This is a genomic window from Anoxybacillus sp. B2M1 (assembly GCF_001634265.1).
In the GTDB taxonomy this organism is placed as follows: Bacteria; Bacillota; Bacilli; order Bacillales; family Anoxybacillaceae; genus Anoxybacteroides; species Anoxybacteroides rupiense.
Genome location: NZ_CP015435.1, coordinates 3,214,917 through 3,227,318 on the forward strand (window position 1 = coordinate 3,214,917; position 12,402 = coordinate 3,227,318).

Consider the following 12,402-nt stretch of genomic DNA (forward strand, 5'->3'; position numbering starts at 1 on the left):
CAGACTGTTGAGAACCTTTTTATCCTGCATCGTTTGCCGCACTCGGCTGTGTTCCGTGTCTCAGATCGGCGAAGGAAAAAATCAAAATGATTAAATGAGACAAAGTTTTTTGTTAAGCTTGCTGCTGCTACGCTGAACCACTCCCACCTCCATTTCATTTAGAGGTGGGAGGCTTTTTAGTAGATATGTTAACTCTAAGACGAATACGAGCGAATCGTTCATCCAAATGTAAAGATAATGTAAATTTAGTGTTAATTTTTTTTTAAATTGTTGTAAATTCGACGGTTATTGATAAAATAAGACAGGGTGGCTCAACATTAGTTACATAAAATGGGGGTTTTTTTATGGTTTTTGCACCAAAAAAAGATGTCTTTTTTGATTTATTGTTTACAATTTCAGAGAATGTAAAAGAGGCAGCACAGTATTTTGTTGAGTACAAAATCAATAACATTAGTGATCTCAAAGAGTTTGCACGTGTCATGAAAGAGTATGAAAAGAAAGGCGATTCGTTTATTCATGAGCTTGTCGTTGCTTTAAATAAGACATTTATTACGCCGATTGAACGGGAAGATATTCACCAATTAGCGATGAAAATGGATGATGTATTAGATGGATTTGAGCAATGCTCCGCTCGTTTTGAAATGTTTTCGTTTACCGATATTGATGACCATATGGCGAAATTTTTTGAAAATATTTATCAAAGTACCATTGAAATCGCTAAAGCGTTGAAACTGTTAGCAAGCAAAAAACTGCTTGATATGCGGGTACATGCCATAAAAATCAAAGATTATGAAACAAAATGTGATGAAATTTTAAGAGCCTCTATTAAAAACTTATTTGTGACACAAAAAGATCCAATTAAATTGATCCAATATAAAGAATTGTATGAAATGTTAGAAGAGATCGCTGACAGCTGTGAGGATGTTGCCAATACCATTGAAACCATCATTATGCGCAACGCGTAAAAGGAGATTGCTCTTTTATGGATACGGTGTTCATACTTACAGCTTTAGTTGTCATCTTTGCGTTAGCTTTTGACTTTATTAATGGCTTTCACGACACAGCGAATGCGATTGCAACATCAGTTTCGACAAGAGCACTGACGCCGCGTCAAGCGATTATTTTAGCAGCGACGATGAACCTAATCGGTGCTTTAACTTTTACAGGGGTTGCTAAAACGATTACGAAAGATATTGTTGACCCGTTTGCTTTAGAGAATGGTTCCATTGTTATTTTAGCAGCGCTGACAGCAGCGATTGCTTGGAACTTAATTACATGGTATTACGGAATTCCAAGCAGCTCTTCTCATGCGATTATTGGGGCTGTTGCCGGAGCTGCTATCTCAGCAGCCGGTTTTGACGTTTTGAACTACGAAGGATTTTTGAAAATTTTACAATCCCTTATCCTTTCTCCTTTTCTTGCATTTGGCGTAGGATTTATTATGATGAATTTATTCCGAATAACGTTTAAAAATGCCAACCTCTCCAAAACGACCAAGGGATTTCGCATGTTTCAAGTGTTGACGGCAGCGATGCAGGCTTATACACATGGGACGAATGATGCGCAAAAAGCGATGGGGATTATGACGATGGCATTAATTGCTGGAAATTATCATCACTCCACTGACATTCCAGAGTGGGTGCGTCTATCAGCAGCCATTGCCATGGGGCTTGGAACCTCCGTTGGCGGCTGGAAAATCATTAAAACCGTTGGCGGAAAGATTATGAAAATTCGTCCTGTCAACGGGGCGGCAGCTGACCTTTCTTCTGCTCTTATTATTTTTGCGGCAACGACATTTAAATTGCCGGTGAGTACGACTCACGTCATTTCTTCTGCTGTTATGGGGGTTGGTGCGGCACAGCGTGTGAAAGGTGTAAAATGGGGAGTCGCACAGCGCATTGTGCTCACATGGATTATCACTCTACCTGTTTCAGCGCTGATTTCTGGATTTGTTTATCAATTATTTAAATTATTCTTATAAGAAAAACCGGGCGTAAAATCAACGCCCGGTTTTTTCAATTATGCTGCATGTCGATTGGTTGCGAACGACTTGCGAAGAGAGGCATAAATTCGAGGCGATATTACGCCGGCGACGATGGATAATATAATATCCTTTGGCAGAGGTACGAGCATCCAGGCCCATGCCATGCTATAAGAGAATCCTTCTGGAGCTTGTCCCCAATATTTATACGCTAAAAACATCCAATTTGTACCGATTACATAATTGATGATCATTCCGATGAGTGCAGCGACAACAAAACGAACGACAGAAGGAGACGGGTTGCCTTTTTCGACGATCCAACCAGTGATATATGCTGCTAAAATATAGGAGAGAATAAAGCCGAATGTCGGACGGACAATCATGCTGAATCCACCAGAAAATTGGGCGAATACAGGTGCGCCGACTAAGCCGATGAGCATATATACAATCATGGCAAAGGCGCCGAGGCGCCGTCCTAAAACAGCACCGGCAAACACACAAAAAAACGTTTGCAATGTAATCGGTACTCCGCCAATGACTAAAAATGGTGCCCAAGAAGTAATATTGGCTCCAATGGCCATTAAGGCTGCGAACATGGCGATTAATGTCATATCAAGTGCACGGAATGACGGTTTTGATGTCATATGTGAACCTCCTTGTTTATTTGGTTAACAAAATCGTATCGAACAATTGCTTGACTGTCAATTAATTTTTTGAATAATGCGGTCGTTTTTAGAAAATATATAAATACAAATGAAAAATGGAACAAATAGTATCTGTACAATCTACCGGTTAGAGACAAATCGGTGGCTTGCCTCACCCACGTGAAAGCGTGCCGCCGCAATGAGATCATGGTTTGCTTACTTTTGTATAGATGCTGATTCAGTACCATTACCATGGGTTACTATAAATGCTCCAATAGCGAGAATATGGGGGGATTGATGGTGAAACCGGAGAAAGATAGAAGCCATATTGAGAGGGCAAGCCAACAAGGTGCTCGTGAGGATCTCATCCATGTAAGTTCAGATGATGAAGGAAGCGATTATGATTTACGGGATGCACAAGAGGTTGGACGAAAGCAACTCGATCATGAATAAAACATCAGACTGTTGACAAATGCTTTCATGTTGCATCACTTGTTTTGCTCGTCCGCTTATGAACGTCTTGATTCGATTCTTAGCTTTGTTCCTTATCCGACAAGTGTTTTCAAGACAATCTGAGGGAAATGAATGGATGCTTAAAGTGATGGTCAAAGCAAAAATGGACTTTATTTACAATCTGAGATGTTTGGCTTCTCAAATATCTCAAAAACTAAAATACGTTCCAACGCAGTCCGATGGTTAGTTGGCAGCAACGGGGCATGCTAGACGAACCTCTCCCCTTCTTAACCGAGTGTAGGTGGAAAGGCTCACTATACGTCATGAGCATGAAACAGAAAAGAGCGAGTCATTAGCATGAACTCGCTCTTTTTTACTACATTAGATAGCGCAAAAATAAATACAAATGTGATAGAAGCAAAGCGATCAGCGTTAAAGGAGCACCGATTTTCAAAAAATCCATATAGCTGAATCCATGTCCTTCTCGTGAAGCGATGCCAGCGACAATAACATTAGCCGAGGCACCGATGAGAGTGCCGTTTCCTCCTAAGCAGGCTCCGAGCGCTAACGCCCACCATAAAACATCAATTTGCGGAGCATCAGGCGACAATCCCATTCCTGTTGCCATATCTTTAATCAGCGGAATCATCGTGGCGACAAACGGGATATTATCAATAGTTGCTGAGGCGATTCCTGAAACCCAAAGAATAAAATAGGCAGCGACTGAAATATTGCCTCCTGTCACATCCAATGCTTTTTCAGCGAGACTTTTAATCAAACCGATATCGACAAGCCCTCCTACTAATGTAAACAACCCAGCAAAGAAGAAGATCGTCACCCATTCTACTGAAGAAAAGATATCTTCCATCTCATGCTCTTGCACTCCAATCACCATGAGAATCGTCGCGCCAGTCATTGCAATCACCGCTGCATCGACATGGATAGAAGAGTGGAGAATAAACCCCAAAATCGTTAGCACTAAGACGGTGACAGACTTTTTTAACAAGACGCTATCTTTAATGTAATCGCTCTCATTCAGTTCCATTAATTGCTCAATTAATTTTTGATCGGATTTTAACTGGCGTCGATAAATCAAAAATAAGATAGCCACCGTTACAAGCATAATAATGACGATGATGGGAGCCAAATTCGTTAAAAAATCGTTAAAATCTAGATGCTTATTTGCTGAGCCAATCATAATGTTGGGGGGATCGCCGATCAGAGTAGCGGTACCGCCGATATTTGAGGAAAGCACCTCAGAGATTAAATAAGGAACTGGGTTCACGCGAAGGATACGCGTAATTGAGAACGTCACCGGGACGATAAGCAAGACGGTTGTGACATTATCAAGAAAAGCTGATAATACAGCTGTCAGCAAAGATAACATCACTAAAATGCGGCCGGGATTACCTTTAGCGGCTTTAGCGGCCTTAATGGCTACATACTGAAAAAAGCCGGATTTGCTGGTAATGTTCACAAGAATCATCATTCCGATTAATAATGTAATGGTTTCCCACTCAATGTGATGAGTAAAGGCTTTATGCAAATCAACAATTCCAAAAATCACCATGAGTGCGGCTCCAAGAAGGGCAATCACCGCGCGATTGATTTTTTCTGAAATAATAATGGCATAGGTGACTAAAAAAATAGCGATTGCTGCATAATATTGCACATTTGAAACTTCTGCTGCTACTGTGTCATGCAATGGTTTTCACCTCTTTATTGAATAGTTTGTCCACAGGAAGGGCAAAGCAAAGGGGATGAGTTCTCAATGTCTCTTGTGTAAAACATAAACTGGCAATTCGAGCATTGCACTTCCGTCAAGCGATCAATAAATAGCTTATGCGATGGGCGCTGCGGAATGGAGGTATCAACCATCTCTACATGAATCGCTTCGCGCGAATCGTCTTCCGCCACGACAAGTCCTTCGGCTTCCTCTTTTGTTCGCCAGCCCTGGTCGATCAAATGCTGCTGCAGCTGGCTATGAGACGAATGCTGAAGCATTTCCTCAGCCAATTTCATATATTGCTCATTTGTCAACGAAACAAATGGCACACCCGTTTTTTTCTTTTCCCAATATGCTTTCAATTGTTCCTCCGTAAAAATCAAAGTCACGATTTTATGAATGACGACATTTTTCAACGATGGTTCCCCTTTCTTTGACGGTATATTCCCCAATGTTTATTATAGCTTTTTCTTTATAGGGACTCAAAAAATTTTTAGAGGCGTACGTTCGCCCTTTTTTGTTTATTTTCTGAAAAAATAAGTAAAAGAATGGAATCTCATGATATAATAAAAGTACGATCATCGTCCGAGTGATGAATCATGGCGAACGAGTGTGGAGAAAGGAGGGACAATCATGCAGGCGAAGGACCATCAATATTTGTTTCTTGATTTTGAATTCACGATGCCTGAAAACAAGACAAAGCCGCGCGGTTTTTTTCCAGAAATCATTGAAGCCGGCCTTGTATCGGTCATCAATGGCCAAGTCTATGACCAATTTTCTTCCTATGTCAAGCCAGTTCATTTTCCCACTTTGACGGAGCGATGTAAGTCATTTTTGAATATTACGCAGGAACAAGTGGATCAAGGAATTTCTTTTGAAGAGCTCGTACATTGGTTGCAAGAATATGACCGCTTATGCCCGAATACCGTTGTTACTTGGGGAAACATGGATATGAAGGTGCTAAGGCATAATTGTTTGCAAGCCAATCTCTCTTTTCCGTTTACCGGTGAACACCGTGATTTAGCGATGGAATATAAAATGTTTTTTGGAGAACGCAATCAAACTGGGCTGCGCAAAGCGGTTCAAGAGTATGGAAAAGAAGGAGTCGGAAAGGCGCACTGTGCGCTAGATGATGCGTTTACTACCTATAATATTTTTAATTTAGTAGAGAAGGATAAAAAATATTTAGCGAAGCCAGAGCAGCCAACGATTGGCGAGCGCGTAGATTTTAGCCAGCTGCTAAAAAAATTTGCGTTATAATAGGCCAAGTCACCATGTGCAGTGGTTTGGCTTGTTTGTTTTTGTTATAATCAATCTTGCCAAGATTTTATCGAATGAGAGGCTGACGAAACGATGATTCCATATATCCTTAACTTATTTTTATATTTTCCGGAAGACAAGCGTGAATACATTCCAGCGGCTATTACGTGTACTTTATTTTTAATCGCTGCTCTTTTAACGATGCGGCTTATTATTAAAATTTCAAAATATCAGGAAGAAAAAGCGAAGCAATTTGAAGAGCAGCTCAGAAGAGAAAACATTATTCAAGATGACAAATAATCGTTTAAATTCCCTTTCGTCTGGAAATACTGCATGAAAAAAGAGGCGGGAGGGATTTTGTGTTTAAAAGATTATATGTGTTATTGGCTCTACTTGTGCTTGCCAGCGGCTGCAAGCAGTCTGCACCAACAAAGCTCCATGTCAAAATGGTGAATCGTGCAGGCGAAGTATTGGGGACGGCGAAGCTATCCGAGCAGCCGAGAGGGGTCAAAATTTCATTAGATTTGGAGGGGCTTCCTCCGGGGACGCATGCAATTCATATTCATGAAAAAGCCAGCTGCAAAAAAACAGACTTTCAGTCAGCTGGCAGCCATTATAATCCTGATGAGAAAAAGCACGGTTTACTTCATCCAGAAGGAGCGCATGCCGGTGATTTGCCCAACATTATTGTGAAAGAGGACGGAACTGTAAAAACGGAATTGATGGCCCCGCAGGTGACACTAAAGGAAGGTAAGGAGACATTACTAACCAAAGCAGGCACCGCTCTAGTGATTCATGCAGGCCAAGATGATGGAATGACTCAGCCGGCGGGAGATGCGGGAGATCGAATTGCCTGTGGCGAGATCAAACGATAAAGAATAGAGGATTTCTTTGCAAGTTTTTTCATTTTTATAGAGATAAAGTGTTGGGTTTAATCTTTTTATATCGATTCATATCAAGCAATTGGTCGGGAAGCAACATGAAGAGGCTTGGATGATGTGTTTAGGCGATAAGAATGAATAGTAGACTCGCTTCTATTCGAGAGAGCAGATATTTTTGATTTCGCTATATATGAAAAGGGAATGGCGCTTCCATTCCCTTTTCATATTTTTCGCATTTTAACACCATCCATCGAGAAGTCTCCCACCTCTAAGCGAAGTGGAGGTGGGGAGGTTTATCGAATCGTCAATAAAATCTTTCCGACGCTACCTCTGCTTTCGAGCTAATGGTGCGCTTCGATCGCTTCTTTCCGCATAAATGGTTTTCCGATTTTCATTTTTAGCTGTCCAGTTGCTAAAAGCTAGGGGAAATGTCTGGCTTCTGTATATCCGTATACTTCATGACCTCCGGCGGACCAAACTCTGTTATGACCATCGTTTTCATCTATATCCCATCCTTTCAATCCAAGCTATTGCTCGTCAAGGTTTTTGAGTTTCAAAGCAGAAAAATAGGCTTACAGTCCCTCGAAAGCGTCCCGAAGTCGTTCGAAGGCATTTTCAAGCGTTTGTTTTGTGCAGGCGATGTTAAGACGGATAAATCCACGTCCTTCATCACCGAATTTGCTGCCCATTTCTACAGCAATTCTCCCTTTATGGAGAAGCCGTTGCTTAAGCTCCGTTTCTGTTATTCCAAGGCCGCGACAATCGATCCAGATAAGGTATGTTGCTTCTGGACGAACGGCTTGTACGCCTGAGAAAGAATTGTGAATAAACGTGCATGTACGGTCTATATTGGTTTTTAAATATTCCAATAGTGCATCAAGCCACGGACCTCCATAACGGTAGGCGGCTTCCGCTCCAACAGTGGCGAATGTGTTAAGTGTAAAAAAGCCGTGCCGCTGCTGAACTTGATCGAATTGTTTTTTTAAACCGCGATTTGGAATAATCACACTCGCTGATTGCAAGCCAGCCAAATTGAATGTTTTCGTCGGTGCCAAGCATGTCACGCTTATGCTGGCGAAGGCTTCGTTTATGGAAGCGAACGGAGTGTGACGAAATGGCGAAAATGTTAAATCCGCATGAATTTCATCGGATACAACGATCACGTTATTTTCTAAGCAGAGAGATCCTAGAGTCTCCAATTCTTTTCTGGTCCATACTCGTCCCCCAGGATTATGAGGGCTGCATAAAAGCAGCATTTTGGCCCCTTTTAACTTTTCCTTAATATCGTCCCAGTTGATTTGATATCCACCCTCAGTCAGAAGAAGGGGACTTTTGACCAGTTTTCGCCCATTTTTTTGGACAAGTTGAAATAAAGGAGGATATACTGGCGTGAAAACCACAATCGCATCATTTGGGGAAGTGAAAGCTTCGATACATGTTGCTAGCGCTGGAACAACACCAGCAGAAAATGAGATCCAATCTGTCTCAATCGTCCATTGATGTCGGTTTTTCAGCCATTCTGCGAGTGCTTCTTTTAACGAGTGAGGGATGGCAGTGTAACCAAATACCCCATGCTCCAAACGGTCAGTGAGCGCTTTGATGACAGGAGGAGGAGCTTGAAAATCCATATCCGCTACCCACATTGGCAATACGTCTGGAACCCCGAATATTCGTTCTGCCTCATCCCATTTTACCGAGTGGGTGTGCCGCCGCTCGATCATATCGTCAAATGAATACATGGTAAATAACCCCTTTCTTGCAAAAGAATCACTGAGCGAAGGATGACCATCATGGCTTATTTTTTTCTGATTGAGAAAGAGCCGATGCCCAGGCTAAAAGAAAGGCTCCCTCCACCGCTTTATTTTGCTCCGTGTGATCGATTATAATTGGTTTATCATCTCATAAGGAAAGGCGGATCATGCGATGAATGCAGCGAAAACCAATCAAACATTGCTTGAGATGATTCAGCGCTGGGACCCGTTTGGCTACGGAGTAGAAGCCTATGAAACGGAGGCGGTAGATGTGATTCAAGCTGTTCATGAATGCCATGATGCTTATACGCTTGCTAAAAAAATCCAATCCATTTATGAATTCTCTTTTGAACAGCTAATTCCTTTCAGCAACTGCATGAAATTAGCGGAAGCTTTATTAGTGGTCAAGCATGGAGCAGAATGCTCGCTGTCATGATAATCGATTCTCGTTTTTGGCTGATAAAAACATGGATGAGCGCTATGAAAAACGTCAATGGGGCAAAGCGATCGCGCAGATGAACGGCTGCGGATCGCTTTGCTTATTTTGCTGCTTCTATCAAAAATTTTTCGTGCAAATGATCATGAATTGTGTGAAAATTCTCTATAGGGGGGATTCATGATGAAATTGACGGAAAAAGAACTGGAAATCGTGGAAATACTCGAAAAAAATGCCCGTTTGCCGCTGGAGACATTGGCAAAGATGGCCTCATTAACAACAGAAGAAGCAGCAGCGATTTTAGAAAAGCTGGAGGAGAAAAAAGTCATTGTTCAATACGCCGCTATTGTTGATTGGAGGAAAATTGATGGGCATGAGGGGGTAACGGCGATGATTGATGTCAAAGTGACACCGAAGCGCGGCGTTGGATTCGACGAAGTTGCGGAACGGATTTATCGCTTTCCAGAGGTTAAGTCGGTGTATTTAATGTCAGGAGCGTACGATTTATCTGTTGTTATTGAAGGACGCTCGATGTCGGAGGTGGCTCATTTTGTTTCAGAGAAATTATCGACTCTAGAATCAGTCATTTCTACGACAACACATTTTATTTTGAAAAAATATAAACACGATGGTACGGTGTTTGAGCAAGGAGAACAAGATCGGCGTATCGTGGTGTCACCATGACGCGGGCAACCAAAACATATGTATCGGAAACGGTCAGCCGATTAAAGCCATCAGGCATTCGGCGTTTTTTTGACTTGGCTGCAAGCATGGATGGCGTTATTTCGCTTGGTGTGGGAGAACCTGATTTCATCACCTCATGGAACGTGCGAGAAGCGTGCATTTTATCGCTGGAACAAGGGCATACATCTTATACGGCCAATGCGGGACTAATGGAACTGCGGGAGGAAATTTCCTCTTATTTGCTGCGGAAGTTTCAAGTGAAATATTGCCCGGAGGGTGAAGTGCTTGTGACAGTTGGAGCGAGCCAAGCGCTGGACTTGGCTTTGCGGGCGATCATCAATCCGGGTGATGAGGTCATCATTGTTGAACCAAGCTTTGTCTCCTATGGACCGCTTGTGACGTTGGCTGGAGGAACTCCTATACCGGTTCGGACAGAGGGAACAGATGAATTTAAGCTTCGTCCCCAACAAATTTTGCAAGCATTAACGGAACGAACGAAAGCGATCCTCCTTTGTTCGCCCAATAATCCGACTGGTACCGTATTGAACAAAGAAGAACTGGCCGCGATTGCTCACATTGCGAACATGCATGATTTGCTAGTCATTTCCGATGAAATTTATGCCGAGCTAACATATGACGAGAAGTATACGAGCTTTGCCGCAGTGGAAGGGATGCGGGAGCGCACGATTTTAGTGTCTGGATTTTCAAAAGGGTTCGCGATGACGGGATGGCGCCTCGGCTTTGTAGCTGCTCCTGAGGAAATCATGCAAGCGATGCTGAAAATTCACCAATATGCGATGATGTGCGCACCGACAATGGCTCAATATGGAGCCATTGAAGCGTTAAAAAACGGTGAACATGACGTGGAGGAAATGCGCAAAAGCTATCGCCGCCGCCGCAATTATTTTGTTCAATCATTAAATGAAATAGGCCTGCGCTGTCATATGCCGGGTGGAGCATTTTATGCATTCCCTTCCATTCGGGAAACAGGTCTTACATCGGAGCAATTCGCCGAACAGCTATTGTTAAAGGAAAAAGTGGCAGTTGTCCCTGGCAGTGTGTTTGGGGAGAATGGAGAAGGATATGTACGCTGTTCCTATGCCTCATCACTTGAGCAACTGCAAGAGGCGATCAAGCGAATGAGAAGATTTTTGCTTCAGCTGTAAACGCGGGGAGCTTGTTGTTTCCGCCACTGTTTGAGGTGGCGGAAACGCCCTCTTTTATTGAGGGTCTCCGTATTTGATTTCATAAAGCATTTGCATGACACGGAGAAAGTCTTCCTCGCTGAACTCCTTCGCTTTGCGCAAAATCAGCTTTGCCCGCTTTAATCCTATTTCTTTGATCAAATGCTCAATTTCAGGATCCATTTCCGAAGCGGTATTATTTGCCCCTTTTTCTAAGAGCTCTGAAGCTGGAACATCCAGCACGGTAGAAAGCTTAAGAATGGTTGGGACGTCAGGAATTTGCTCTCCAGATTCGTATTTTTGAATTGTGGCTGTCCCCACACGTACTTTTAGCGCCAACTCTTGTTGACTCATGTTGCGCCTCTCTCGGTACATTTTGATGTTCTCGCCAATCGCACTCATGAATTTATTACCCTCCTTTGCATTCTTTGTATCTCCATCATATCATGTTTTATTCTTCTTGATAGGACATTTCACTAATTCGTTGAAAACTGTGCAGAAAATTTTTATAATTTTTTGCTTCGTTTGCTCGATCATGGTATAATTTAAAACTGCATATTTGAAAATCAACAAATAGGAGTTGTTTTTTTTTGAGAAAATTAAAAGTGGGAAGCGTCGTCAAAGGGATTGTGACGGGAATTCAGCCGTATGGCGCGTTTGTATCCATTGATGAAGATATACAAGGACTTATTCACATTTCGCAAATTTCCCATCAATATGTTAAAAATATTCATGATTTTATCAAAATGGGTGATGAAGTAACCGTAAAGGTGCTTTCCATTGATGAAAAAACAAAGCGAGCCAGCCTTTCTATACGTGCGCTTGAGCCTTCGGGCGTGGAAAAAAGGGGAAGAAAGCGAAAGGTTAAAATGGCAAAAGCCAATGAATCAGCCAAAGGATTTAATACTTTAAAGCGAAAATTAGAAGAATGGATTGAACAATCGAAGTGCGAGGATTCATTCAATCAATAAAAACAAACACTCACCCTGTGAATGGTGAGTGTTATGCTTGTTGTTTTACGTACGAGAGGTTTTGGGTTCTGTACGTCCAAGCTCTTCGGCTGGTTTAAATAAAATCGCTAAATTAATTAATCCAGCGATTCCGACAAGGCCGTAAATGATACGAGCTAATGCTGAGTCTTGTCCTCCGAAAATAGCTGCTACTAAATCAAATTGAAAGAAACCAATTAAGCCCCAGTTAATCGCACCGATTATTGTAAGTAATAACGCAACGCGTTGAAGTCCACTCATTGAGGATTCCTCCTTTTGCTTTTAGATCGTTCAAGTATAGGTTGCATAATCAAGAATAAAAATATGCACAAAAATATGCCTGGTTGTTTCTTCAAAGCAAATCATTTTACATAAGGAAATGAAACGTACGATAATGATGGTAAAAGAAGGAG

General features: G+C 42.0%; 16 protein-coding genes. 10 read left to right on the top strand and 6 right to left on the bottom strand.

Annotated elements, in window-relative coordinates; all coding sequences use genetic code 11:
- Positions 1 to 344 precede the first annotated feature (344 nt).
- Together GFC28_RS15635 and GFC28_RS15640 are read left to right on the top strand one after the other, a co-directional pair.
- A complete protein-coding gene (locus GFC28_RS15635) occupies positions 345 to 965 on the top strand; it encodes a DUF47 domain-containing protein (RefSeq protein WP_044745103.1) in 621 nt (206 codons plus the stop codon).
- Between the two features lie 17 nt (positions 966 to 982).
- A complete protein-coding gene (locus tag GFC28_RS15640) occupies positions 983 to 1,981 on the top strand; it encodes an inorganic phosphate transporter (RefSeq protein ID WP_044745102.1) in 999 nt (332 codons plus the stop codon).
- Positions 1,982 to 2,019: 38 nt separating this feature from the next.
- Here GFC28_RS15640 and GFC28_RS15645 read toward each other — a convergent pair whose 3' ends face one another.
- Positions 2,020 to 2,625, bottom strand: coding sequence for a biotin transporter BioY (locus tag GFC28_RS15645; protein ID WP_044745101.1), 606 nt, complete (start codon positions 2,623 to 2,625; stop codon positions 2,020 to 2,022).
- 300 nt (positions 2,626 to 2,925) lie between these two features.
- Between GFC28_RS15645 and GFC28_RS19560 the strand changes: the two genes are divergently transcribed.
- On the top strand, positions 2,926 to 3,078 hold the full coding sequence (locus GFC28_RS19560) for a hypothetical protein (protein ID WP_172798626.1): 153 nt from the start codon (positions 2,926 to 2,928) through the stop codon (positions 3,076 to 3,078).
- A gap of 376 nt (positions 3,079 to 3,454) precedes the next feature.
- Here GFC28_RS19560 and GFC28_RS15650 read toward each other — a convergent pair whose 3' ends face one another.
- Both GFC28_RS15650 and GFC28_RS15655 read right to left on the bottom strand, forming a co-directional pair.
- Complete coding sequence (locus GFC28_RS15650) at positions 3,455 to 4,783, bottom strand: ArsB/NhaD family transporter (protein WP_044745099.1); 1,329 nt, start codon at positions 4,781 to 4,783, stop codon at positions 3,455 to 3,457.
- A 14-nt stretch (positions 4,784 to 4,797) separates the two neighbouring features.
- Positions 4,798 to 5,220, bottom strand: a complete 423-nt coding sequence (locus GFC28_RS15655; RefSeq protein ID WP_044745098.1) for a hypothetical protein — start codon at positions 5,218 to 5,220, stop codon at positions 4,798 to 4,800.
- Positions 5,221 to 5,437: 217 nt separating this feature from the next.
- Here GFC28_RS15655 and kapD point away from each other — a divergent pair, with 217 nt between their 5' ends.
- The 3 genes from kapD (at position 5,438) to GFC28_RS15670 (ending at position 6,939) form a co-directional block, all read left to right on the top strand.
- On the top strand, positions 5,438 to 6,064 hold the full coding sequence (gene kapD, locus GFC28_RS15660) for a 3'-5' exonuclease KapD (protein ID WP_044745097.1): 627 nt from the start codon (positions 5,438 to 5,440) through the stop codon (positions 6,062 to 6,064).
- 93 nt (positions 6,065 to 6,157) lie between these two features.
- Positions 6,158 to 6,364 (top strand): hypothetical protein, encoded by a 207-nt coding sequence (locus GFC28_RS15665; protein ID WP_044745096.1) that lies wholly within the window; start codon positions 6,158 to 6,160, stop codon positions 6,362 to 6,364.
- A 59-nt stretch (positions 6,365 to 6,423) separates the two neighbouring features.
- Positions 6,424 to 6,939, top strand: a complete 516-nt coding sequence (locus GFC28_RS15670) for a superoxide dismutase family protein (RefSeq protein ID WP_044745095.1) — start codon at positions 6,424 to 6,426, stop codon at positions 6,937 to 6,939.
- Positions 6,940 to 7,517: 578 nt separating this feature from the next.
- Here the strand turns inward: GFC28_RS15670 and GFC28_RS15675 are convergent.
- The gene (locus GFC28_RS15675) at positions 7,518 to 8,684 is read right to left on the bottom strand and encodes a MalY/PatB family protein (protein WP_044745094.1); all 1,167 of its coding nucleotides are present in this window, start codon (positions 8,682 to 8,684) and stop codon (positions 7,518 to 7,520) included.
- A 184-nt stretch (positions 8,685 to 8,868) separates the two neighbouring features.
- Between GFC28_RS15675 and GFC28_RS15680 the strand changes: the two genes are divergently transcribed.
- The 3 genes from GFC28_RS15680 (at position 8,869) to GFC28_RS15695 (ending at position 10,982) form a co-directional block, all read left to right on the top strand.
- On the top strand, positions 8,869 to 9,132 hold the full coding sequence (locus GFC28_RS15680; protein ID WP_044745093.1) for a DUF1871 family protein: 264 nt from the start codon (positions 8,869 to 8,871) through the stop codon (positions 9,130 to 9,132).
- A gap of 183 nt (positions 9,133 to 9,315) precedes the next feature.
- Complete coding sequence (locus GFC28_RS15690; RefSeq protein WP_044745091.1) at positions 9,316 to 9,816, top strand: Lrp/AsnC family transcriptional regulator; 501 nt, start codon at positions 9,316 to 9,318, stop codon at positions 9,814 to 9,816.
- Positions 9,813 to 10,982 carry an aminotransferase gene (locus GFC28_RS15695; RefSeq protein WP_044745090.1) on the top strand — a complete coding sequence of 390 codons (1,170 nt, stop codon included), beginning with the start codon at positions 9,813 to 9,815 and terminating at the stop codon, positions 10,980 to 10,982. Before GFC28_RS15690 ends, GFC28_RS15695 begins: the two co-directional genes overlap by 4 nt.
- 54 nt (positions 10,983 to 11,036) lie before the next feature.
- Here GFC28_RS15695 and GFC28_RS15700 read toward each other — a convergent pair whose 3' ends face one another.
- Positions 11,037 to 11,402, bottom strand: a complete 366-nt coding sequence (locus GFC28_RS15700) for a helix-turn-helix domain-containing protein (protein ID WP_044745089.1) — start codon at positions 11,400 to 11,402, stop codon at positions 11,037 to 11,039.
- A gap of 188 nt (positions 11,403 to 11,590) precedes the next feature.
- On the opposite strand from GFC28_RS15700, the gene yugI reads away from it, so the two are divergent.
- Entirely contained in the window at positions 11,591 to 11,971 is a 381-nt protein-coding gene (gene yugI / locus GFC28_RS15705) for a S1 domain-containing post-transcriptional regulator GSP13 (protein ID WP_044745088.1), read from the top strand.
- Between the two features lie 45 nt (positions 11,972 to 12,016).
- On the opposite strand, the gene GFC28_RS15710 is transcribed toward yugI, so the two are convergent.
- Positions 12,017 to 12,250 (bottom strand): DUF378 domain-containing protein, encoded by a 234-nt coding sequence (locus GFC28_RS15710; RefSeq protein ID WP_044745087.1) that lies wholly within the window; start codon positions 12,248 to 12,250, stop codon positions 12,017 to 12,019.
- Positions 12,251 to 12,402: the final 152 nt, after the last annotated feature.

What these genes read in the sequence shown, in the direction of transcription:
- GFC28_RS15680 (WP_044745093.1), top strand. Translation starts at nt 8,869, where the DNA reads ATGAATGCAGCGAAAACCAATCAAACATTGCTTGAGATGATTCAGCGC.
- GFC28_RS15645 (WP_044745101.1), bottom strand. Translation starts at nt 2,625, where the DNA reads ATGACATCAAAACCGTCATTCCGTGCACTTGATATGACATTAATCGCC.
- kapD (WP_044745097.1), top strand. Translation starts at nt 5,438, where the DNA reads ATGCAGGCGAAGGACCATCAATATTTGTTTCTTGATTTTGAATTCACG.
- GFC28_RS15635 (WP_044745103.1), top strand. Translation starts at nt 345, where the DNA reads ATGGTTTTTGCACCAAAAAAAGATGTCTTTTTTGATTTATTGTTTACA.
- GFC28_RS15695 (WP_044745090.1), top strand. Translation starts at nt 9,813, where the DNA reads ATGACGCGGGCAACCAAAACATATGTATCGGAAACGGTCAGCCGATTA.
- GFC28_RS15690 (WP_044745091.1), top strand. Translation starts at nt 9,316, where the DNA reads ATGAAATTGACGGAAAAAGAACTGGAAATCGTGGAAATACTCGAAAAA.
- GFC28_RS15675 (WP_044745094.1), bottom strand. Translation starts at nt 8,684, where the DNA reads ATGTATTCATTTGACGATATGATCGAGCGGCGGCACACCCACTCGGTA.
- GFC28_RS15640 (WP_044745102.1), top strand. Translation starts at nt 983, where the DNA reads ATGGATACGGTGTTCATACTTACAGCTTTAGTTGTCATCTTTGCGTTA.
- GFC28_RS15700 (WP_044745089.1), bottom strand. Translation starts at nt 11,402, where the DNA reads ATGAGTGCGATTGGCGAGAACATCAAAATGTACCGAGAGAGGCGCAAC.
- GFC28_RS15710 (WP_044745087.1), bottom strand. Translation starts at nt 12,250, where the DNA reads ATGAGTGGACTTCAACGCGTTGCGTTATTACTTACAATAATCGGTGCG.
- GFC28_RS15665 (WP_044745096.1), top strand. Translation starts at nt 6,158, where the DNA reads ATGATTCCATATATCCTTAACTTATTTTTATATTTTCCGGAAGACAAG.